At 67.6% G+C, this 21915-nt stretch carries 17 protein-coding genes and 2 pseudogenes; 16 read left to right on the top strand and 3 right to left on the bottom strand.

The window, feature by feature from the left end; all coding sequences use genetic code 11:
• Window positions 1-68 precede the first annotated feature (68 nt).
• The 5 genes from U5K29_10120 (at window position 69) to U5K29_10100 (ending at window position 5786) form a co-directional block, all read left to right on the top strand.
• Window positions 69-947: a xanthine dehydrogenase family protein subunit M gene (locus U5K29_10120; protein MDZ7678894.1), complete on the top strand. Its 879-nt coding sequence runs from the start codon at window positions 69-71 to the stop codon at window positions 945-947.
• Window positions 944-1444, top strand: a complete 501-nt coding sequence (locus tag U5K29_10115) for a (2Fe-2S)-binding protein (GenBank protein MDZ7678893.1) — start codon at window positions 944-946, stop codon at window positions 1442-1444. Before U5K29_10120 ends, U5K29_10115 begins: the two co-directional genes overlap by 4 nt.
• Window positions 1441-3744 carry a xanthine dehydrogenase family protein molybdopterin-binding subunit gene (locus U5K29_10110; GenBank protein ID MDZ7678892.1) on the top strand — a complete coding sequence of 768 codons (2304 nt, stop codon included), beginning with the start codon at window positions 1441-1443 and terminating at the stop codon, window positions 3742-3744. The genes U5K29_10115 and U5K29_10110 overlap by 4 nt, the downstream gene beginning before the upstream one ends.
• A 522-nt stretch (window positions 3745-4266) precedes the next feature.
• Window positions 4267-5151: a BMP family ABC transporter substrate-binding protein gene (locus tag U5K29_10105; GenBank protein ID MDZ7678891.1), complete on the top strand. Its 885-nt coding sequence runs from the start codon at window positions 4267-4269 to the stop codon at window positions 5149-5151.
• A 128-nt stretch (window positions 5152-5279) separates the two neighbouring features.
• A complete protein-coding gene (locus U5K29_10100; protein MDZ7678890.1) occupies window positions 5280-5786 on the top strand; it encodes a VOC family protein in 507 nt (168 codons plus the stop codon).
• Window positions 5787-5860: 74 nt separating this feature from the next.
• Here U5K29_10100 and U5K29_10095 read toward each other — a convergent pair whose 3' ends face one another.
• Window positions 5861-6385, bottom strand: coding sequence for an FCD domain-containing protein (locus tag U5K29_10095; protein MDZ7678889.1), 525 nt, complete (start codon window positions 6383-6385; stop codon window positions 5861-5863).
• A gap of 638 nt (window positions 6386-7023) precedes the next feature.
• Here U5K29_10095 and U5K29_10090 point away from each other — a divergent pair.
• The 8 genes and pseudogenes from U5K29_10090 (at window position 7024) to U5K29_10055 (ending at window position 13740) form a co-directional block, all read left to right on the top strand.
• The gene (locus tag U5K29_10090) at window positions 7024-7242 is read left to right on the top strand and encodes a hypothetical protein (protein MDZ7678888.1); all 219 of its coding nucleotides are present in this window, start codon (window positions 7024-7026) and stop codon (window positions 7240-7242) included.
• Window positions 7243-7468: 226 nt separating this feature from the next.
• Window positions 7469-7768: a cupin domain-containing protein gene (locus U5K29_10085; protein ID MDZ7678887.1), complete on the top strand. Its 300-nt coding sequence runs from the start codon at window positions 7469-7471 to the stop codon at window positions 7766-7768.
• Window positions 7692-9194: pseudogene (locus tag U5K29_10080) on the top strand (hydantoinase/oxoprolinase family protein). The gene U5K29_10085 and the pseudogene U5K29_10080 overlap by 77 nt, the downstream one beginning before the upstream one ends.
• A 188-nt stretch (window positions 9195-9382) precedes the next feature.
• Complete coding sequence (locus U5K29_10075) at window positions 9383-9877, top strand: hypothetical protein (GenBank protein MDZ7678886.1); 495 nt, start codon at window positions 9383-9385, stop codon at window positions 9875-9877.
• Window positions 9877-10011: pseudogene (locus tag U5K29_10070) on the top strand (hydantoinase B/oxoprolinase family protein). Before U5K29_10075 ends, U5K29_10070 begins: the two are co-directional and overlap by 1 nt.
• A 119-nt stretch (window positions 10012-10130) precedes the next feature.
• Window positions 10131-11444, top strand: a complete 1314-nt coding sequence (locus U5K29_10065) for a hydantoinase B/oxoprolinase family protein (protein ID MDZ7678885.1) — start codon at window positions 10131-10133, stop codon at window positions 11442-11444.
• Between the two features lie 2 nt (window positions 11445-11446).
• Window positions 11447-13057, top strand: coding sequence for an AMP-binding protein (locus U5K29_10060; GenBank protein ID MDZ7678884.1), 1611 nt, complete (start codon window positions 11447-11449; stop codon window positions 13055-13057).
• A 29-nt stretch (window positions 13058-13086) separates the two neighbouring features.
• Window positions 13087-13740: an RraA family protein gene (locus tag U5K29_10055; protein ID MDZ7678883.1), complete on the top strand. Its 654-nt coding sequence runs from the start codon at window positions 13087-13089 to the stop codon at window positions 13738-13740.
• Between the two features lie 29 nt (window positions 13741-13769).
• On the opposite strand, the gene serC is transcribed toward U5K29_10055, so the two are convergent.
• The gene (serC, locus tag U5K29_10050; GenBank protein ID MDZ7678882.1) at window positions 13770-14855 is read right to left on the bottom strand and encodes a phosphoserine transaminase; all 1086 of its coding nucleotides are present in this window, start codon (window positions 14853-14855) and stop codon (window positions 13770-13772) included.
• A gap of 82 nt (window positions 14856-14937) precedes the next feature.
• Between serC and U5K29_10045 the strand changes: the two genes are divergently transcribed.
• From U5K29_10045 to serA, 3 genes are read left to right on the top strand one after another with little or no spacing between them, the layout of a single operon-like run.
• On the top strand, window positions 14938-16140 hold the full coding sequence (locus U5K29_10045; protein ID MDZ7678881.1) for a pyridoxal phosphate-dependent aminotransferase: 1203 nt from the start codon (window positions 14938-14940) through the stop codon (window positions 16138-16140).
• Window positions 16141-16193: 53 nt separating this feature from the next.
• Window positions 16194-18110 (top strand): prolyl oligopeptidase family serine peptidase, encoded by a 1917-nt coding sequence (locus tag U5K29_10040; protein MDZ7678880.1) that lies wholly within the window; start codon window positions 16194-16196, stop codon window positions 18108-18110.
• 45 nt (window positions 18111-18155) lie between these two features.
• The gene (serA, locus tag U5K29_10035; protein MDZ7678879.1) at window positions 18156-19730 is read left to right on the top strand and encodes a phosphoglycerate dehydrogenase; all 1575 of its coding nucleotides are present in this window, start codon (window positions 18156-18158) and stop codon (window positions 19728-19730) included.
• 8 nt (window positions 19731-19738) lie between these two features.
• Here serA and U5K29_10030 read toward each other — a convergent pair whose 3' ends face one another.
• Window positions 19739-21898 carry a beta-propeller domain-containing protein gene (locus U5K29_10030; GenBank protein MDZ7678878.1) on the bottom strand — a complete coding sequence of 720 codons (2160 nt, stop codon included), beginning with the start codon at window positions 21896-21898 and terminating at the stop codon, window positions 19739-19741.
• Window positions 21899-21915 lie beyond the last annotated feature (17 nt).

Genomic DNA, 21915 nt, shown 5'->3' with positions numbered 1-21915 from the left:
CCAGCCGTCTGGCTAGTGGGAGGTCTGATGCAGGGCCATGCAAGCACAGGGATCACGAGGCGAAGACCGTGAAACCGGCGACGTTCGACTACCTCGCGGTCACCAACCTCGATGAAGCGCTCGAGGCGCTCGCATCGGATGAGGAGGCTCGAATCCTCGCCGGAGGTCAGAGCCTCGTCCCATTGATGAACCACCGACTTTCTCGACCGTCACTGCTGGTCGACCTGAACGGGCTGTCGGCCCTCGACATTGTGGAGGTCGATGAGGAGTGGGTCCGGTTGGGTGCCCTGTGTCGGCATCGTCGTCTAGAGCGGGATCCCCAGGTAGCCGAGGTGTCCCCGTTGCTCGCCGAGGCGGCAGGCCACATCGCACATCCTCAGATCCGGAACCGCGGGACCCTCGGCGGCAGCATCGCTCATGGCGATCCGGCTGCCGAGCTTCCCGCCGCGCTCATCGCGCTGGGTGCCAGCGTGCGCCTGCGGGACGGCGAGGGCGAACGCGAGGTGGCAGCGATCGACTTCTTCGAAGGGTTCTTCTCGACTGCCATCGAACCGGGAGAGGTTGTGGTCGACGTCTCGGTTCCAAGAGCGCAGCCGGGTGATGGCACAGCGTTCGCTGAAGTCGCGCCCCGAAGGGGTGACTTCGCCACGGCGGGCGTCGGGGTCGTGCTGCGGCGCGACGCCGAGGGACGCTGCACCAGTGCCCGGGCTGGAGGTTGCGCCCTCTCGTCGGTCCCGGTCGACCTCTCCGCGGCGCTCGAGCCGATGGTTGGCCACGGCGCGCTCTCCGACGACCTCCTACGAGAGATGGCGGCGCGTGTGGCCGGAAGCTTCGATCCGATCGGGGACGCGCACGTGTCGGTCGAGGATCGGGCCGAGCTGGTCCAACTGCTGTTGCTCGAGACCATTCGAACCGCCTGGGCGCGGAGTGAGGGAAGCAGAGGATGACCGAGATCGAGACCGTGGTCAACGGGCAGCCGTACGAGGGCGAGGTCGAGCCTCGTCTGTTGCTCCTCGACCTGCTGAGGGACCGGTTGCGGTTGACCGGCACCCATGCGGCCTGCGAGGAGGGGTCGTGCGGCTCGTGCGCGGTCCTGGTGGATGGCACCGCCGTCCGATCGTGCCTCATGTTCGCGGTGCAGGCCGGTGGGTGCGAGATCGTGACCGTCGAAGGAGTCGGACAGCCCCAGGCGCTGCACCCGGTCCAGGAGTCGCTGCGGGCCAATCACGGGCTCCAGTGCGGGTTCTGCACGTCGGGGATCGTCATCGCTGCGGTCGAGTTGTTGGGTGATAATCCCGCCCCCACACCGGAGGATGTCCGAACGGCCTTGGCGGGCAATCTCTGTCGTTGCACCGGTTACGAGTCGATCGTCGACGCTGTTTGTGAGGCCGCGGGCAGATCTTCGGACCGAGACCACAATAGCGAAGGAGGCGACCGCAGGTGAGCGAAGCAGTTGCCGGAGCCGCCGAGCCGATGATCGGTCAGCGCGTCCCCCGGGTGGAGGACGTCCGCTTTCTGACTGGCCGCGGAACCTATCTCGCTGATCTCGATGTGCCCGGGTTGAAGCATCTCGCGATCCTGCGGAGTCCACACGCTCACGCTCTCATCACGAGCATCGACATCGCTCCAGCGCTCGAGTCCCCCGGGGTGGTCGCAGCCTTCACCGGGGCAGAGCTTGCTCGGGTGAGCCAACCGTTCTCCCATCTCCTGCCGCTACCGACGATCAAGCCGTTGGAGTGGTACGTGCTGGCGATCGAGAAGGTGCGCTTCGTCGGTGAGCCCGTCGCCGTGGTGGTGGCCGAGAGCCGATATCAGGCCGAGGACGCGCTCGAGCTCATCGAGGTCGACTACGAGGTGCTGCCCGCAGTGACCGACCCGATCGCCGCGACTGCGGCGGATGCGCCGCAACTGTACGACGCTTGGGGCTCCAACGAGTTCCTCACCCTCGAGTTCGACACCGGTGATCTCGATGACGCGTTCGCGTCTGCCGATGGCGTGTTGACCGAGCGCTTCACCCAGCATCGGGTCATCGGGCTTCCGATGGAGGGCCATGGAGCCTGCGGCTCATTCGACCCGGGCACCGGCGACCTGCTGCTCCATGCATCGTCTCAGCAGCCGCACAATCTCCGAACCGTGGTGTCCGACGTCACCGGGCTGAGCGAAGCGAGAATCCGGGTGGTCGCCCCGGACATGGGTGGCGGGTTTGGGAACAAGCAGCACTTCATGCGAGAGGAGTCACTGGTCGCCCTGGTCGCGATGTTGGTGCCTCATCCGGTCATGTGGGTGCAGGACCGGTCGGAGAGCCTGGCGGCGAGTGTCCACTCCCGGGACCAGGTGCACGAGGTCGAGCTGGCCTATCGGGACGACGGAAGGGTGCTGGGCCTCAGGGCGAAGATCGTCGCAGACGTGGGAAGTCCCGAGCTGTACTTCACCGGCGCGGCGCCGGCGATGGTGACGACGAGCCTCATGACCGGCACCTACGACATTCAGCGCTACGCCTATCATCTCCACTGTGTGGCCACGAACAAGTGCCCACTCGGCACGTACCGAGGGTTCGGGCAGCCGCAGGCACAGTTCTCGATCGAGCGGATGATGGATCTGCTCGCGGAGCGCCTCGGAAAGGACCCTGCGGAGGTTCGGCAGCTCAACATGATCCCCGACGCTCCCCGACCCTACTCGTCGGCGACCGGCGCCGCCTATGACGTGGGCAGCTTCTCCGCTCAGTTGGAGCAGGTACTCGAGGAGGTCGGCTACTGGAGCATTCGGGAGCGCCAGGAGGCTGCGCGGGCTGAGGGTCGTCACCTCGGCATCGGCCTCGGATCGATGGTCGAGGCCACCGCGCCCAACCTGCACGTCGTTGCGGGTCGCTACGGGGGCTTCGAGATGGCGCTGGTGACGGTCCAGCCCGATGGTCAGGTGACGATCGCGGTGGGGACCAAGTGCCAAGGCCAAGGGCACGCCACGATGCTCGCTCAGGTCGCATCCGACGGACTAGGAGTGCCGCTGGCCCACGTCCGCGTCGAGGAAGGCGATACAGCAATGCTGCCCTATGGCATGGGCACGTGGGGAAGTCGTTCTGCGGTCATGGGTGGTGGGGCCGTGCTTCGGGCCACTGAGCGCTTGCGAGACAAGATGCTGAGGATTGCCGCTGCGATGCTGGAGGTTCCGGTCGAGGCGGTGGCCCTCGATGACGGCATGTTCCGCACCGGGGAAGCCGAGCTGCCGTTCGCTGCGGTGGCGGGTGCTGCCTACCTGCACACCTTCCTGGTCCCCAAGGGAGAGGACATGGGACTCAGCGTGCTGGAGGCCTACGATCCGGGCAACACGAGCGCCTTTCCCGACGAGCAGGGGCGCATGAACGTCGCCGCGACCTATGCCACTGCGGCCGCGGCCGTCGTGGTCGAGGTAGACGTCAACACGGGGCACGTCTCGGTCGAGGACGCAGTTATCGTCCACGACTGTGGACGGGTGATCAACCCCATGATTGTCGATGGTCAGATCCAGGGCGCGTTCGCCCAGGCCGTTGGCGCCGTGCTGCTCGAGGAGGTCCTCTATGACGAGTTGGGTCAGCCCCTCACCACCTCGCTGCTCGACTACAAGATCCCGGCGTTCGACTCGGTCCCCGAGTCCGGACCGTCCATCGGGAGACCCCCGCTGCACTGTCCGGAGGGTTCCGTGGTGCCGGTGAGGCCGGGATCATCGTCGGGCCCACCGCGCTGGCCAACGCTATCCATGACGCGCTGAGGCCCTTCGGGGTCACGATTCGCCAGACCAACCTCGGAGCGGCCCGACTCCGCCAGCTGCTCCGCGAGGCGGGGCACGAGATCGATCCCCTTGCCGGCGTCCGGATGCGAGGCACGAACCTCGCGATGGGTTGATCCTCGTATTCCTTGACGCGCCCCCCGCCGCTCATTAGGCTGACAGCCTGATAGCAGGACGGTCTGACAATCAGGCAATCCGTGAAGGCTCGCGGTGCCAAAGCCGCCCTTCCGAAGAGGGCGGTCGGGTTCCGAGCCAGTGACCATCTGGGGGGTCGGTTCCATCCCGATCCGAAACGACAAGGGAGGGCACATGCCCCACAAGCGAATCTCACCGACTCGAACCCTGTTCTTGATCCTGCTCGTGCTGGGCCTCGTAGCGACGGCATGCGGAAACGACGATGAAGCCGACACAGGAGCGAACGGTTCTGGAGGTGATACAGATCAGCCCGATGACGGCGACGCTGATGAGCCGACCGACGATGAGGGCGCGGGCACGATCGCATACATGGTTGCTGGAGATCGCAATGACGGGGGATTTTACGAGGGCCAGGCCGATGCCGTTGCCGGTGCGGGCGCGGCCGCTGGCTATGAGGTGATCGTGGTAGACAACGTGAACCCCGGCGCAGCGCGCGAGGCATTCGAAAACGTCGCACGCCAGGGCCCCGACCTCATCATCGCCGGTGGCGCCGAGCTGGCGGAGGGCTTCGTACCGGTCGCCGAGTCGCCCGAGTACGCCGACAGCACCTTCGTGATGGTGACCTCCGCTCCAGCTGCGAGTGAGCACTACGCCACCGTGGGGGCGAACGAGAACGAAGCTCACTACGTCGGCGGGGTCGCCATGGGCCTGCTGCTCGAGCGAAGGCAAGCAGACACTGGCTGCATCGTTGCCGGACCAGAGCTCCAGTTTGTCAACAACATGGACATCTCGATGCGGGCGGGCTTGGAGTACGTGAACCCGGAGCTTGACATGTTGGTCACCTACACCGGCGACTTCGAGGACACCGCACTCGCGCAGGAGGCCATCACCGCCCAGATCAACCAGGGATGCGAGGTGGTCTATCCCTATCTGGGTGGAGCGCTCTCCGCGGTGGTTAGGACGGGCAACGAAGCAGGCATCAGCGTGGCTTCGACGTCGATCGACCGTTGTGATGACACGAGTGCCGAGTTCGACATGGCCATCTTGTACAACCCAGCGCTGTACCTCGAGGAGGTCATCGCCGCCTTCGACGCGGGAGAGATCACCGAGGGCGAGCAGTGGGCACTGTTCGGAGTGGCCGATGGCGTCGGCGTCGGAGCGATCCTTTGCGATCCGAGCGAGGAGGAGCAGGCAGTCCTCGACGAGGTCGTGGCCGCGATCGACTCCGGAGAGATTGCCGGGTGGCTCGGCTGATCGAGCAGCCGCCAGCTGATACCTGAGGTAGCCGAAGCTGAGGGCCGGAGCGGACGGGAGGCACGCCCGCCGATCCGGCCCAGCTTCCTACCCCATGACGACCATCGACCATGAAGAGCGAAGAAGCCATGAGGATCACACGACTGAACCATGCGGTGCTCTATGTCCGCAGCGCCCGCCGAATTGCCGAGTTCTACCAGGAGGTGATGGGGTTCTCGCTGGTCATCTCCGATCCGATGGACCGGTTCGCGTTCCTTCGGGCGGGCGAGTCGGAGAACCACCACGACCTCGCCTTGTTCAGCGTTGGCGAGCAAGCGGGACCGCCTTCGGGTGGCCGCACCGTCGGGCTATACCACATCGCATGGGAGGTCCCGACCCTCGCGGATCTGAAGGCGGCTGAGCGGCGTCTCGCCGAGGCCGGCGCGCTCATCGGTGCGAGTGACCATGGCGTGAACAAGAGTCTCTACTCGCGCGATCCTGACGGCAACGAGTTCGAGGTCATGTGGCTGGTCCCTCCCACTGAATGGGGCGATGAGGAGAACGAAGCGATCGTGCGACCGCTCGACCTCGACGGGGACGTGCGCCGCTTTGGCTCTCAGGAGGTGACCTGGCGACTCGAGGTCCTCGAGGGCTGAGGTCTCTCATTGGGCGGACGTCGAGCACCAACACACTGCGATCGTGGGGTCCCGGCGGCTCCCACCTGATCCGGTCAGGACATGCGGGAGACCATCTGGTCCTCCACGTCGTGGAGATGGGCGGTGATCTCCTCCACGGCCCTCGACGCGTCGGCGCTCTCTATTGCTTCGGCGATTCGGTGATGCGCCCGCACCGAGGTGTCGATGACGTCGGCAACTGCCGCATCGTTGTCGCGAGAGCCGAGCAGCTCGTGGAACTCGTCTGAGGCGAAGAGGCTGTCGAGAACCTTTCCCGAGAGCTCGGCGAGGGTCTCATTGCCGCATGCTGTGGCCAAAGCCCAATGGAACTGACGGTCGAGGTGGCGGAACTCCTCGAGGGGCATTCCGGCCTGGAACTGTCGGGCGATGTCAGCGATACGTTGGCGTTCGTCCTCGCTGGCCTTCTGCACGGCGAGGCGCACGATCGGCGGCTCGAGGATCTCCCTGACCGCGAACAGTTCGCGTACCCGGAGCTTGCGGCGGTCGTCGCCGTCGAGCCTGAAGGAGGGCAGATGCTCGATCACATAGGAGCGGTTGCCGCGCTTTTCGATCAGGCCCAACGTGAGCAGACCCTGGACAGCCTCGCGGACCGAGGTGCGCGCGCGACGTCGAACTGCTCGGAGAGCTCCCGCTCGGACGGAAGTGGGCTGCCGGGGGGCATCGCCCCTGAACGGATGCTCTCCTCGATCGCGTCGCGAACCGCAGATGCGACGGTCGTCCTCGCGATCGGGGAAAACCGACTGTTCGGCGATGACATTGAGGTTCCCTTCCCTGGTCGCACGTTGCACCGGGTGTGCCTGCTGTCCGCCAGGCGCACCCTCCAGGGCGCGTGGGGGCGGTCTTTCTGCTGCACAGTAGTTCAGCGTTCATCGTAGAGGATCGATGAGTCAGTTTGACAGCTCACCCAGACGTTACTATTGTCAGACCAACAGTCAATCGGACTGAGCGACACAGTGGGAGGCTCCCGGAACCGGCTTGACCGGGCGGAGTCTGGGTCTCGTGCATGTCGCGGCTCCACAGACACCCACAGGCAAGGAGACGAACATGACTGCACCACCGATCGGGAGCTTGCTCATCGGGTCGAGCAACGTCGATGAGATGAAGACTTGGTATCGGCGCGCGGTTCGGGGTCGAGGAGAACGAGGGTGGTGCCTTCGAGTACGGGCCCGTCCAGTACTTCATCGAGGAGCACTCGGAGGTGTCCGGGCCCGCAACCGACGCCGCTCGCTACGTCATCAACTTCCACGTGGACGACTGCCGAGGCCTGGAAGCGCACCTGAAGGACCTTGGGGTCCGATGGATCCGTCCGGTGGAGCAGATGCCCTTCGGACTCATCGGCACCGTGGCCGACCCCGACGGCAACTACCTGCAGATCATCGAGTGGGGTGCGAACCCAGAGGCGCACGTCGACGCCTGATCTCCCCGGACCCGGCGTGGGTGCGTGCCGCGCAGGCGCGCACCCACGCCGGTCTCCGGTCCGTCCACCACGGCGCGGCTCTGGTGCCGGTGCTGCGGCCAGCGATCACTGAGGAGGATTCCGAACATTGGGCCAGGGCAATCAAGACGTGTGGTTCGTCGACGAGGGAAGCTTCGATGACACCGGGCGACCAGGTTTTCGTCGCCGTGTGATCGATGCTGAGGGAATGACGATCTGGTTCTGGAGGATCGCGGGAGGAGCAACCGGCTCCTACCTGCACCAGCACCCCAACCACGAGCAGTTCGGACTCATCGTGCGCGGGGGGCTCGACTTTCGGATCGGTGAAGGTGACGAGCCGACCGAGCGCACGGTCCTGCGCCCGGGTGACCTCTACTTCGCCCGGCCCGGAGTCTGGCACGGCGATTCGGTCTTTATCGGCGACGACGAGTATGACGAGTGCTGGATCATCGACGTCTTCGCGCCACGCCGAGTCGGTGCACCCGAGGAAGAGGTGGCTCATGGCTGACTGGCGACTCGCGGTGGACATCGGCGGCACGTTCACCGATGTCGTGCTGCTCGATGCCAATTCCGGCAACGTGGTGGTGGACAAGGCCCTTACCACTCCCGCTGCACCGCTCGACGGCGTTCGTGCCGGCATCGCCCAGCTGCTGACCAAGGCGGGCGTTGCCCCGTCCGAGATACGGGCACCGATCGTTCACGCGACGACTCTGATCACCAACGCACTCATCGAGGGAAAGATCGGTCGGGCCGCGCTGGTGACCACCAGCGGGTTCGGTGACACGCTGCTCATCCGGGATGAGCACCGGTACGACATGTACGACCTCCAGATCGAGTTCCCGGAGCCGCCGATCCCCAGATCGCTTACCTTCGAGCTCGACGAACGCACCATGGCGACCGGTGAGGTCCGTCATGCCCCGGAGTCGGCGGCTCTCGATGCGCTGGCGGCCTCGCTTGTCGACAACGAGGTCGAATCCGTTGCGGTCTGCCTACTGAACTCCTACGCCAATCCATCCAACGAACGACTCGTCGTCGCCCATCTCGTCGACGCGCTCGACGCCCCGATCTGCATCTCCAGTGAGGTGTCGCCCCAGATCCGCGAGTACCCGCGCATGATCACCAGTGCCTGCAATGCTGCCACGATGCCGGTCATCGGGCCCTACCTCGACGAGCTCGAGGAGTGGCTCGCTGCCGAGGGGTTCGGCGGTGGTGTCCTGATGATGCTCTCGAACGGCGGCGTGGTCTCGGCTGCCGACGCCAAGCGTGTACCGATCCGCCTCGTCGAGTCCGGCCCAGCCGCTGGCGCCCTCGCTGGATCGTGGTACTCACGCCGCCTCGGCGAGGACCGGCTCCTCTGCTTCGACATGGGAGGGACCACGGCCAAGTCCTGCTTGATCGAGGATCACGAGCCCGATCTTGCCAACACTTTCGAGATCGCTCGGATCTACCGGTTCAAGAAGGGTTCAGGCTTTCCTGTATCGGTCCCGTCGGTCGACCTGGTCGAGATCGGCGCCGGCGGCGGCAGCATCGCCCGAGTGGACGACCTGGGTCTCCTCAAGGTCGGGCCCGACTCCACCGGTGCGGATCCAGGTCCCGCCTGCTATGGCCGTGGCGGCGGCGAGGCCGCGGTGACCGACGCGGATCTCATCCTCGGCCTCCTCGATGCTGACTGGTTCCTCGGCGGTGAGATGCCCCTCGACCGGAGCGCAGCTGAGCAAGCGATCGACAAGCTCGCAAGCTCCCTCGGGCTCAGCACCGACGAGACCGCCGCTGGCATCCACGAGCTCGTCAACCAGAACATGGCCGCCTCTGCTCGGATGCACGCCGTGGAGCACGGCGTCGATCTGCGGGGGGTGCCACTCATCGCGTTCGGAGGAGCTGGACCGGTCCACGCCTGTGGGGTGGCCGAGCTCCTCGAGGCCACCCGGGTCGTCTTCCCCATCAACGCCTCGGTCCTGTCAGCGTTCGGCACCCTGGTGTCGCCGGTCCGGATCGACCTGGCGCGCTCCCGGGTGGCCAGGCTCGGTAGCATCCCCGACGACGAGCGCGACTCGCTCCTAGAGGAGCTGCGCGTCGAGGGCAGGCGCGTGCTCCGACCTCGGCCGGTGTCCCGGATCAGAACGTGGCGTTCCGCTACGGAGTCGATGCCCGTTACGTTGGTCAGGGCAACGAGATCACCATCTGGTTCCCGGCTGGCACAGACCCCGACGCCTGGCCCGTCACCGACGATGAGCTCCTCGCCCGGTTCGAGGACGAGTACCGGCGCATCTACGGTCTGGCCATTCCAGGAGTTGGCCTGGAGATCGTCACGTGGCGGATCTCGGCACTGGCAGCCATCGAAGGCCAGCAGGCCGAGGTGGAGCCCATCGTGCACGCCGCTGACCCGCCCGACTCCCCCCGACCGGATCACGTCCGACCGGCCCGCTTCGCACGGGACACCGGGAGCGCCGACACCCTCGTCTACCGTCGGAGCCAGCTCGTCCCGGGTGCCCGGTTCGCCGGGCCAGCCCTAGTGGAAGAGCGTGAGACGACGGCGGTGATCCGTCCCGGATGGGACGTCACTGTTCTCCCTGACGGCGCGCTTGTCGCCGTCCGCGACCCCGGAGGTACCCGTTGATGGACGCCATCGAGCTCGAGGTCCTCTGGGCCAGCCTCATCGCCACGGTCAACGAGCAGGCCAAGGCCCTGCAACGATCGGCCTTCAGTCCGATCGTGCGCGAGGCGGGCGACCTCGCCAATGCTCTGTTCGACCGGGATGGCAGGATGATCGCCCAGGCGGTGACGGGAACCCCTGGCCACATCAACTCCTCGCCGCCTCGGCACCCGCCATCCTCGCCGAGTACCCGGCGGCCACCCTCTCACCCGGTGACGTGCTCATCACCAACGACCCGTACAAGACCGCGGGCCAGTTGCTCGATGTCACGGTGCTGTGCCCGGTGTTCCGGGACGAGCGGGTCATCGCCTTCTTCGGCTCGACGATCCATCACACCGACGTCGGTGGCTACGGCATCGGGGCGGGTGGACGTGATGTGTTCGAAGAAGGCTTGTGGATCCCCATCACCAAGCTGATGATCGGTGGAGAGCGCAACGCCGACGTCTGGAAGTTCATCCTCTCCAACGTCCGTCAGCCCGATCACATGGCAGGCGACCTCCATGCGCAGGTCGCGTCCGGTGAGGTCGGTGCCCAGCGGCTCCTCGCGCTCTGCGACACCCATGGGCTGGCCGACCTCACCGAGCTCGGCCAGGAGATCATCGATCGATCCGAGGACGCCACGCGGCGGGCGGTGCGTGCGCTTCCGGGCGGCACCTATGAGGCGACCTCGATCCTCGACCTCGCTGATGGTTCGGAGATCACGGTGGCGGTGGCGATCACGATCGATCCCGATGCCGGTGAGATCTTCGTCGACTACGAAGGCACCTCGGGTGCAAGTCCGTGGGGCATCAACGTCGCGCCCAACTACACCCATGCTTACACGACCTTCACCATCCGGTCCGTGCTTAACCCCGACATCCCGAACAACCATGGGAGCCTGGCCCCTATCCGGATGCGAGCCCCTGAGGGCAGCATCGTCAACGCGGTGACGCCCATGCCGGGGACCGCTCGCCACGTGGTCGGCATGTTCCTGCCGATGCCACTGCTCAAGGCGTTGGCCCAGGTGGTCCCCGAGGCGGTGATCGCCGAAGGTGCAGGTGCGGTGTGGACCATGCAGGTGAGCGGCAACCACGACGACGGCAGCCCCTTCATCACCGCCATGTTCACCTACGCAGGTGGGGTCGGTGCCCGATCTCACAAGCCCGGGCTCTCCGCCACGTCCTATCCGACCGGTGTCTCCGCTGTGCCGATCGAGGTGGTCGAGGCCTCTGCCCCGCTGCGGTTCCTGCGCAAGGAGCTGCGCGCCGGGTCGGGTGGTGGTGGGATCTCCAAGGGTGGGTTGGGCCAGACGATCGAGTTCACCGTCGACACGGAGCGTCCATGGCAGCTGAACGCGGTGACGAGCCGGTTGGCGAAGGGCCCAGCGGGACTCTTCGGTGGCGACGCGGGGGAGACCGGTCGGTTCACCGTGAACGGCGAACCGGTGGTGACCCAACAGCGCCTGACGCTCCAGCCCGGCGATGTCGTCCGTCTCGATCTCCCCGGCGGTGGAGGGTACGGATCCGTCGACGACGACGACGCCCGCGTCTGACGATGCGTCGCCGGTTCCTCCCGACCTTCACCGCCCGTTGGGATCGGGCGGTCGCGGCCCGGGCAGATGCGCCGTTCCTCTTCTGGCTCGGCGAAGACGGAGTCGTTACCGAGTGGACCTACTCGGAGTTCGACTCGTTGGTGGGCGAGGTAGCGACCTGGCTCGACGAACAGGGAGTCGGGCGCGGCGACTCGGTCCACCTGACCCTTGCCAGCTCACCCGCCTTCGTGGCGATCTGGCTGGCCACCGCCCGGCTCGGCGCATGGATGGTCCCATCCGATCCCCACGCGTCCTCGACCGAGCTAGCAGGCCACATCGCCCGCACCAAGCCGACGGTCGGCTTCTGTGCCATCGAGCGGGCCGAGGTCTACCGAGAGGCGGTGGCGTCGCTCGCTAGTGACACCGCGCGCGGGATGGTGGCGATCGACGAGTCCGACACCCGACTGGATCAGATCCGGATGTACGGGTCATCGACGAGTGCCCGGGGCTCGGGCCCGCTCTCGACAGTTGCGCCCCTGCCGACCGATCGACTGGCGGTCATGTTCACTTCGGGTACCACCTCGGCACCGAAGGGGGTCGAGCTCACCCAGGCCAACTACGCGTTTGCGGGAGACGTCATGGCCGCGGCCGCCGGACTCGGACCGGGGGACCGTCAACTGGTTGTGCTGCCGCTCTTCCACGCGAACGCCCAGTACTACTCGTTCGCCTCGGCGATCTCGGCCGGTGCCAGTGTGGGTCTGGTCGGTTCGTTCTCCGCGAGCCGCTTTCGGGAACAGGCGGCTCAGCTCGGGGCGACCCACGCCAGCCTCTTCGCCGCGCCGATGAGGATGATCCTGGCCCGAGACGCTGGAGGAGAGGTCGAAGGGCTCGCTCTGCGACATGTCTGGTTCGCCCAGAACCTCACCGATGAGCAGTACGAGTCCTTCGCTGAGCTCGTGGGCTGTCACCCCCGTCAGCTTTATGGCATGACCGAGACCTTGCCGGCTGTGCTGACGAATCCACCGGTTGGGCAACGACCGAGTGCCATGGGCCAGGTCACGCTGGGGTGTACCGTCGAGGTCTTCACCACGGACGCCGGTCGTCCGGCAGCGCCTGGTGAGGTCGGCGACCTCGTCGTGGGCGGGGTGCCGGGCGAGACCCTGTTCATGCAGTATCTCGACGATTCCGCCACGACCGAGGCGGCCATCATCTCTCACGAGCCGGACGGAGTCGTCTGGTTCCGCACAGGTGACCGGGGTCGGGTCGATGAAGAGGGCTGGTTCCGATTCGAGGGCCGCTCCGGTGACGTCCTGAAGGTCTCAGGTGAGAACGTTTCGATCGTCGAGGTCGAGGAGGTGCTCTCCGACCACCCTTCGGTGTTCGAGGTCGCTGTTGTCGGTGAGCCCGATCCTGTGCGGGATGAGGTTCCTGTCGCCTATGTCGTTGTCCGACCCGAGGTCGAGCACTTCGACCCCGAGGAGGTCATGGCCTGGGCAACCGAACGTCTTTCGCCGTCGAAGCGTCCGCGGGCCGTGCACGTCGTTCGCGAGCTGCCCCGCACCTCGGTGGGGAAGATCCGGAAGTTCCTGCTCGGGCCGGCTGAGAGAGATGCCCAAGGAGAGGGACAGCCATGACTGGCGAGACCGGACCTAACAGAGTCGGCATGCCGCCGACCACCGCGCTCGCGGACGTGTTGCTGATGGGCGGTTCGAACGGATGGATCTCGCCGCCGCTTGAGCCGATCGTGACGTCGCCCCAGCCTGTGGCGGCTCGAGTGGTGACCGTGGAGCTGGCGATGGTCGAGGACGGTGCCGGGCTCGGACCGCTGTTCTCCATCCTGAATCGAGAGTCCGTCGGCGGCCGGATCCTGGTGATCGGTGGAGCGCCGTCGATGTCGGGGGCGGTGTGGGGTGAGATCCTCGGTGCTGCAGCGCGCAACGCAGGTGTGCGTGGCGTCGTGCTCGATGGAACTGCCCGCGACGTGGCAGCGCTCCACGAACTCGCTTTGCCCACCTGGGCCCGAGCCCAGGGAACCGTTGGTCCAGGCCGGTCGGTCGAGGTGGTGGGTGTCGGCGACGCGGTACAGGTGGGCGACGTGCACATCGATGGTGGCGATCTCGTGGTCATGGACGACGGAGGGGTCGTGGCGCTTCATGCCGACATCGAAGGCGAGGTTCTTGCGCGTGCTCGGCGCTATGCCGAGGCCGAAGCGGCTGTGGTCGATGACCTCCGGGGCGGCAGGCCACTGGTGGATGCCTACGAGCACAAGCGCCAGACCGTCGCCTCACTCCGCGAACTCGAGGGGTTTGATTCCTGACCGACCTGGAGTTGCAGGCTGGTCGGGGGTCAGGCCAGGCGCTCGAGGATGTGGTCGATGCAGGTGCACAAGGCGGCCACGTCCTCGGGATCGATCGCAGGATAGAGCGCCACCCGAAGCTGGTTCCGTCCCAGTTTGCGGTAGGACTCGGTGTCGACGATGCCATTGTGGCGCAGCACCGCGGACAGGGTCGCTGCGTCCACCGAGTCGTCGAAGTCGATCGTGGCCACCGTGTGGGACCGCGCCGCTGGATCGGTCACGAACGGAGACGTCAGCGGCGACTCGGTGGCCCACCCGTAGATCGTTTCGGCTGAGCGGTCGCAGCGACCAGCAGCGAAGTCCATTCCGCCGTTGGTGTTCAGCCACTCGACCTGGTGCTGGGCGAGGAACACCGTGGCCAGCGCCGGTGTGTTGTAGGTCTGGTCCTTGCGTGAGTTGTCCAACGCCGTCTTGAGGTCGATCGAGGCGGGGATCCACCTGTCGGAGGCCGCGATGCGCTCGATCCGATCGATTGCTGCTGGCGAACAGGCCGCGATCCACAGCCCACCGTCGGAGGCCAACGCCTTCTGGGGTGCGAAGTAGTACACGTCGACTCGAGACGGGTCGAACCGCAGCCCACCAGCCGCCGAGGTGGCGTCAACAGCCACCAAGCCGTCTGGACCGGGCCGTTCGAGGGGCATCATCACCCCCGTCGAGGTCTCGTTGTGGGTGAGGGCGTACAGGTCGATCCCCGCTGCGGCCACCGCCTCGGGATGGGTCCCCGGCTCGGATTCGATCACCGACGGCGCCTCCAGGTGCGGAGCCGCGGCCACCGACGCCGCGAACTTGGAGGAGAACTCACCGAAGGAGAGGTGCTGGCTGCGCTGTTCGATGAGCCCGAACAGCGCCGCGTCCCAGAACACCGTGGTGCCACCGTTGCCCAACAGCACCTCGTAGCCGTCGGGCAGGGCCAACAGCTCGCTCACCCCCTCCCGTAGCGCACCAACGGCGCCGCGGACCGTAGGTTGGCGGTGGGATGTCCCGAGGTAGGTGGGGGCGACGTCGGCCAGTGCCGCGATGGCCTCGGGCCTCACGAGCGAGGGGCCCGACCCGAAGCGTCCGTCGGTGGGCAACATCGCAGATGGAAGGTCAATGGTGGGGATGTTTTCGCTCACGCGTGCCACTATCGCGGGCGACGATCACAGGAGCGAATCAGAAATGTCCACCCCCCGCGTTTCGAGCCGCGTCGCGGCGATCAGCCCCTCGGCCACCCTGGCGGTCGATTCCAAGGCCAAGGCCCTCAAAGCCGCCGGTGAGCCGGTCATCGGCTTCGGCGCCGGTGAGCCCGACTTCGCGACCCCCGACTACATCGTCGAGGCCGCAGTGGCCGCCTGCACCGACCCGGTGAATCACCGGTACAGCCCCGCACCCGGGCTACCCGAGCTCCGCGCGGCCATCGTCGACAAGACCAGGCGCGACTCCGGCTACGAGGTCGAGTCGTCCCAGGTGGTGGTCACCAACGGCGGCAAGCACGCCGTCTACAACACCTTCCTCACCCTGCTCGATCCGGGTGACGAGGTGCTGCTTCCTGCGCCGTACTGGACCACCTACCCGGAACCGATCGCCCTCAGTGGCGCCACGTCGGTGCCCATCCCCACCGATGCCGGATCGGGGTTCCGGGTGAGCGTGGACCAGCTGGAGGCGGCCCGTACCGACCGCACCAAGGCCATGGTGTTCGTGTCGCCGTCCAACCCCAGCGGAGCGGTCTATCCGCCCGACGAGGTCGAAGCCATCGGCCGATGGGCGGTCGAGCACGGCATCTGGGTGATCACCGATGAGATCTACGAGCACCTCACCTACGGCGATCACGTCTTCACCTCCATGCCGGCTCGTGTGCCAGAGCTGGCCGAGCAGTGCGTGGTGCTCAACGGTGTTGCCAAGACCTATGCCATGACCGGTTGGCGGGTGGGGTGGATGATCGCCCCTGCTGACGTGGCCGGGGCTGCCACCAATCTGCAGTCCCACCAGACCTCCAACGTGGCCAACGTCTCCCAGCGAGCAGCGCTGGCAGCGGTGAGCGGCCCCCTCGATGCCGTCGCCGAGATGCGCGCCGCCTTCGAGCGTCGCGGCCAGAAGATGTGCGAGCTGCTGTCGGCCATCGACGGCGTCACGGTCCTCGACCCCCAGGGAGCCTTCTACGCGTTCCCCTCCTTCGAGGGCGTCCTCGGCCGCGAGATCGCCGGACGCCGACCCGGCTCCACCCTGGAGCTGGCCGATCTGCTTCTCGACGAGGCCAAGGTCGCCATCGTCCCCGGCGAAGCGTTCGGTTCGCCCGGCTATGCCCGTCTCTCGTTCGCGCTCGGCGACGACGACCTCGTCGAAGGCATCAGCCGCATCGCGACGCTGCTCTCATCGGGTTGATGGGTTCGCCCCGCCCCTGCGGCACATGGCCGTCCGCGATCACCGCGGACCTGGTGGTCCGCGCGGCCGCGGGGCTGAGTGACGCACAGGTCGACCCATCGACCGGTGCCATCTGGTGGTCCGAGAGCCGGCCCGACGAGGGCGGTCGGGTGGCGCTTGTCCGGCGCGACCGCGACGGCAGCCTCACCGAACCCCTCCCGTCGGCGATGTCGGTGCGCACCCGTGTCCACGAGTACGGCGGTCGGGCGTGGTGGGTCGGCCACGGCTCGGTGTGGTTCGTGAACTGGACCGATCAGCGCATCTGGCGCCTCGCCGCCGGCAACGACGAACCGGAACCGGTCACCGCCGAACCACCGGCGAATCACGGGTGGCGCTACGCGGATGGCCACCTCAGCCCCGACGGCACCTGGTTGGCCTGTGTCCGTGAGACCCATGTCCTCCCCGACGGCGGCCCGCTCGACGAAGCCCGCAACGAGATCGTGATCCTGCGCGCCGACGGGTCATCGGAGCCGGTGGCCCTCGTGGCCGGCTCCGACTTCGTCGCTGCACCCCGCTTCGACCCAGCGGGAGCGCGCCTGGTCTGGTTGGTGTGGGACCACCCGAGGATGCCGTGGGACGGCACCGAGTTGTGGGTCGCCGAGCTCGACCTCGACGGCGCCCTGCCGCATCTGGTCGATCCGCGGTACCTGGCGGGTGGGCCCGACGAGTCGCTCGTCCAGCCGGAGTGGACCGGCGACGGCGGGCTGCGGGTCGTGTCGGACCGCTCCGACTGGTGGAACCTGCACCGGGTCGAATCCCGCGGCCAGCTGGTCCCGCTCGCCCCCGTCGATGCCGAGGTCGCCACCCCGCCCTGGGTCTTCGGCCAGTCGCGATACGTCGAGTTGGCCGACGGCAGAACCGTCATGGCCCTCAGCCGCGACGGCATGGATCGACTCGCCGTGCTCGTTGGCGCGGACCTGGTCGAGATCGACACACCGTTCACGGCCATCAGCGCGCTGCGAGCGGTGCCCGAGGGTGTGGTGTGCGTCGCGGCATCGCCGCACTCCGAGCCTGCCATCGTCCGGATCCACCTCACGGGAGCCACACCCGAGGTCGAGCTCCTGCGGCCACCACGCGACCTCGGTCTCGACCCCAGCTGGTTCTCGGCTCCGCAGCCCATCTCGTTCCCGTCGACCGGCGGTCGGACCGCGCACGGCCTCTACTACCCGCCGACCAACCCCGACACCGCCGAGCCCGAGGGCGAACGACCCCCGCTGCTGGTGATGAGCCACGGTGGGCCGACCGGTGCCGCCCGACCTCAGCTCAGCCTCGCCACCCAGTTCTGGACCAGCAGGGGATTCGCCGTGGTGGACGTGAACTACCGAGGCTCGACAGGCTACGGCCGGGCCTATCGTCGCCAGCTCGACGGCCAGTGGGGAGTGGTCGACGTGGACGACTGCGTCGCGGCCGCCACCCATCTCGCTGCCCACGGGCTCGTCGACGCCGACCGCCTCCTCATCCGGGGCGGGTCGGCCGGCGGCTTCACCACATTGGCCGCGCTGGCGTTTCGCGACGCGTTCGTCGCCGGTGCCAGCCACTACGGCGTCGCCGACCTGCTCGCCCTCGCCAACGACACCCACAAGTTCGAGTCCCGCTACCTCGACGGGCTCGTCGGTCCGCTCCCCGAGGCCGAGGCCATCTACCGCGACCGGTCGCCGATCCACCACCTCGACGGGTTCGACCGACCGCTCATCGTGTTCCAGGGCACCGAGGACGCGATCGTGCCGCCCAACCAGTCCGAAGCGATCGTGTCGGCCCTCGCCGAGCGGGGGGTCATCGTCGCCTACCTGGCCTTCGAGGGCGAGCAGCACGGGTTCCGCCAAGCCCCCAACATCATCCGGGCCCTGGAGGCGGAGCTGTGGTTCTACGGTCACGTGCTCGGATTCGCTCCCAACGACGCCATCGAGGCGGTGCCACTGGTCACCGGTTGAGGATCGAGCTTGGCGACAGGCCCGCCGGGGCTCCATCATTGCCACATGGCCCGCATCCTCGTCACCGAATCACTCGCCGAACGAGGCCTCGAGCGTCTGCGCGAAGCAGGCCATGAGGTCGACATCCAGCTCGGACCGGCCCCGGACGAGCTGCTCGAACTGGTGAAGGGAGCATCGGCCCTGGTCATCCGCTCGGCCACCAAGGTGACCGCCGAGGTGCTCGATGCCGGTTCGGACCTGGTCGCGATCGGCCGGGCGGGCCTCGGGGTCGACAACGTCGACGTCGCGGCGGCGACCAGCCGCGGGGTCATGGTGGCCAACGCACCGGGCTCCAACAGCCTCTCGACCGCCGAGCACACCATGGCACTGCTGTTGAGCCAGGCCCGCAACGTGCCCCAGGCCCACGGCGCCCTCCAGGCGGGACGATGGGAGAAGTCGCAGTGGGAGGGCACCGAGCTCTACGGCAAGACCCTCGGTGTGCTGGGGCTCGGGCGCATCGGCACCCTCGTCGCCCAGCGGTGCCTGGCCTTCGGCATGCGCCTGGTCGCGTGGGATCCCTGGGTGTCGGCCGAGCGGGGTCGCCAGCTCGGCATCGAGCTGCTCGAGCTCGACGAGCTCATGTCCCAGGCCGACTTCGTCACCATCCATCTCCTCAAGACCCCCGAGAGCGTCGGCCTGATCGACGACGACCTGCTCGCCAAGGCCAAGCCCGGACTCCGGATCGTCAACTGCGCACGGGGCGGGATCATCGACGAGGCGGCGCTCGACCGGGCCATCACCGCCGGCACGGTGGCCGGGGCCGCCCTCGACGTGTTCGAGGAGGAGCCGTGCACCGAGTCCCCGCTGTTCGCCCACTCCCAGGTGGTGGCCACCCCCCACCTCGGGGCAAGTACCGCCGAGGCCCAGGACAAGGCGGGGGTCATCGTCGCGGAGCAGATCGCCCTCGCCCTCGCTGGTGACTTCGTTCCGTTCGCGGTGAACATCGCCGCCAGTGAGGCTGCCGAGGAGATCCAGCCATTCCTGCCGATGGCGGAACGGCTCGGTCAGCTCTTCGTGGGGCTCACCGACGGCATGCCCTCCACCCTCGAGATCGAGTACCAGGGTCACTTGGCCGAGTACGACACCCGCATCCTCACCCTGTCGGTGCTTCGGGGCCTGCTCGGCAGCGTGACCGACGAGCCGGTCACCTATGTGAACGCCCCGCAGCTCGCCGAGTCCCGGGGTGTCGGCGTCCGCGAGATCAAGACCGAAGCCACCCAGGAGTTCGTCAACCTCATCACCTTGCGCGGCGGGGACCACTCCATCGCCGGCACGCTTGCCGGACCGCGGGGCGACGCGCGCATCGTCATGGTCGACCAGCACGCCATCGACGTGCCGCCGGCCGCGAACATGTTGTTCATCCGCAACGACGACCGACCGGGCGTCATCGGATCGGTCGGCACGATCCTCGGCCAGGCCGAGGTCAACATCGCCGACATGGCGGTGGGCCAAACCGAAGGGGGCGACTCGGCGTTGATGGTGATCGCCACCGGACAGGCGATCTCGGCAGATGTGGTCCGCCAGCTCCAGGCCGCCGACGGGATCCTGTCGGTTCACGCCGCCGGTCGCTCGAGCGACTGAACCACGCCTCAGCCGTCGAAGCTGGACCAGCCCGCGGGCTCCAAGGTGTCGAGGTCGGAGGAGAGGATGCCCCGAGCGGACACCGTCAGCAGTGAGTCGCCGACCACGAGCGAGCGGCGGATCTGGCTGCGGTGCTGTCGCTCCCACGACGGGTGCGGTGCACTGGTCGAGGGTTCACCCACCGCCCCCGACGGCTGGTCGGCGTGGCTGATGCGACCCCGCTCGCTGAGTGCACGGGCCTCGACGTCGATGTCGACACCCACCGCCCCGGTGCGCATCGAGTCGTCGCCGTCCTCCCATCGGTAGGCGGTGAACGGCAGCACCGCGAGGTCCTCCCAGAACAGGAACGCCCGGTGATCGTGCTCGACCTCGGAGTTCGTGCCCTCGCCGAGGTCGAGCTGGGACACCCGCTGCGGGTCAGCGGGGTCCGAGACGTCGAACAGCGACACCTGTGAGCCGGTCACCCGCCCGTCATCGGTGGCGTCCTGGCCGACTCCGACCAACAGGTCCTGGCCGACCGGGTGCAGGTATGACGAGAACCCCGGGATCTTGAGCTCGCCGAGCATCTTCGGATCGGCGGGATCGGAGAGGTCGAGCGTGTAGAGCGGGTCGATCTGGCGGAACGTCACCACATAGCCACGGTCACCCATGAACCGCACGGCGTAGATCTGCTCGGTCACGCCCAGGTCGCCCACCCTGCCGACCTCGTCGAGCGTCTCGCCGTCGCGGCTCAGCACGACCACCGAGCTGGCCGAGTCGGAACCGTTGCGATCCTCGGTGACCGCGATCCGCAGGTGCCCGTCGTGCTCGGACATCGAGAACTGGTTGAGGACCCGCCCCTCGACCGATCCCGACGCCAGGTAGTGGGCGGGCCCGGGCTCGTCGATCGCGAACTGGTGGACGTCGGTGCGCTGCGAGCGGCGTGGTGGCACCGGCATGATGTCCTCGGAGGTGGCGGGGTCGGGTTCGGGGTCGAGCCACTGGTTGGTGGCGACGAAGAGGCTGGTTGGCGACGCATAGACGGTCTCGCCGCTCGAGAGCACGCCGACGCCGTCGTTCTCGTTCACCCCGTCGCCGCCCATGTCGGCGGTGAGGACCGACACCAACCCGAACCCGGAGAACACCGACGGCCGGTAGAGCTGGTCACAGGGTGCGACCCGCGTCTCGGTGGTCACGGTGCCGTCGGCGTCGCTGACGGTCAGCGACGGGACCCAGTCGTCGATCGTCGAGGCCTCGATCACCGCCCGGTTGGCCTCGGTGGCCGCCTCCTCGGCGTTCGGGCCGCTCGGATAGACGAATGCCAGGGTGCTCGCCGGGTTGCTCCGGGCAACGATGCGGGCAGTGCCGTCGACCGCCCTGGCGCTGAGGTAGCCACCCTCGACGGTCCAGGTGCGCTCGGCCCGTGGTGTCTCGGGATCGGAGATGTCGACCATGGCGATCGTGGTGAGCTCGGCTGAGGGCAGGTACGGTCCGGGAGCGACTCGGTCACCGCCGCCCGACGCACTGGACCCGGTGCCGGCGGCTCCCGCTGGCGCACCGATGGCCTCCCCATGAAGCGGCTGGGGCGGTCCCCAGTGCTGTCCGGTCCGTTGCAGCACCAGGAGGCGGTCGCCGTCGAGCAGCAGTTCGGCCCCGTGGCCGGCCAGCGGAGTCGACGACAGCAGCTGTGGGTCGGAGGGATCGACCACGTCGATCATGTGTAGGCGGTCGCCGCTGACCGCGGCCGCGAGGGTGCCGTCGGTCTTGACGAGGTCGGGCTCGTCGACGCCCTGTTCCTGCAGGTTCGTGCCCGAGAACGCGGGATCGGTGCCGGTCGCCGTCGGCGCGGGCGCCGACCCGGCGGAGTCGGCCATGTCGTCGCCCGCTTCGGCGAAGGCCATGCGGCCATCGCCGCCGCCGAGGCCGATGGGGTAGCCGTGCTGGTTGCCGAGTCCGTAGGGCCCGACCCGTTCGAGGGCTTCGGCCTTCACGTCGGCGAGGAACGCGTCGCACGAGTCATAGCGCTGCAACAGCGCGGAGACGAGCTCGACGTCGTCTCCTCCGAGCTCGACGGTCTCGGGTGGGCTCGCGGTGGGGTCCTCCTCGCTCGACGAGGTGCAGCCGGCGAGCAGCCCCACCACCGTGATCGCCGCGATCGCCGCTCCCGGGCTCAGCCAGCGTCGTCCCATGTCACACCCTCCATGCC

This window comes from Acidimicrobiales bacterium, assembly GCA_034521975.1.
Taxonomy (GTDB): Bacteria; Actinomycetota; Acidimicrobiia; order Acidimicrobiales; family SKKL01; genus SKKL01.
The sequence above is the reverse complement of the archived record's forward strand: the minus strand, read 5'-3'. Positions and strand labels throughout refer to the sequence as shown.

Excerpts from the sequence above, each read along its gene's own strand:
- U5K29_10115 (MDZ7678893.1), top strand. The coding sequence starts at position 944 with ATGACCGAGATCGAGACCGTGGTCAACGGGCAGCCGTACGAGGGCGAG.
- U5K29_10105 (MDZ7678891.1), top strand. The coding sequence starts at position 4,267 with ATGGTTGCTGGAGATCGCAATGACGGGGGATTTTACGAGGGCCAGGCC.
- U5K29_10100 (MDZ7678890.1), top strand. The coding sequence starts at position 5,280 with ATGAGGATCACACGACTGAACCATGCGGTGCTCTATGTCCGCAGCGCC.
- U5K29_10085 (MDZ7678887.1), top strand. The coding sequence starts at position 7,469 with ATGACGATCTGGTTCTGGAGGATCGCGGGAGGAGCAACCGGCTCCTAC.
- U5K29_10060 (MDZ7678884.1), top strand. The coding sequence starts at position 11,447 with ATGCGTCGCCGGTTCCTCCCGACCTTCACCGCCCGTTGGGATCGGGCG.
- U5K29_10055 (MDZ7678883.1), top strand. The coding sequence starts at position 13,087 with ATGCCGCCGACCACCGCGCTCGCGGACGTGTTGCTGATGGGCGGTTCG.
- serC (MDZ7678882.1), bottom strand. The coding sequence starts at position 14,855 with ATGTTGCCCACCGACGGACGCTTCGGGTCGGGCCCCTCGCTCGTGAGG.
- U5K29_10045 (MDZ7678881.1), top strand. The coding sequence starts at position 14,938 with ATGTCCACCCCCCGCGTTTCGAGCCGCGTCGCGGCGATCAGCCCCTCG.
- serA (MDZ7678879.1), top strand. The coding sequence starts at position 18,156 with ATGGCCCGCATCCTCGTCACCGAATCACTCGCCGAACGAGGCCTCGAG.
- U5K29_10030 (MDZ7678878.1), bottom strand. The coding sequence starts at position 21,898 with ATGGGACGACGCTGGCTGAGCCCGGGAGCGGCGATCGCGGCGATCACG.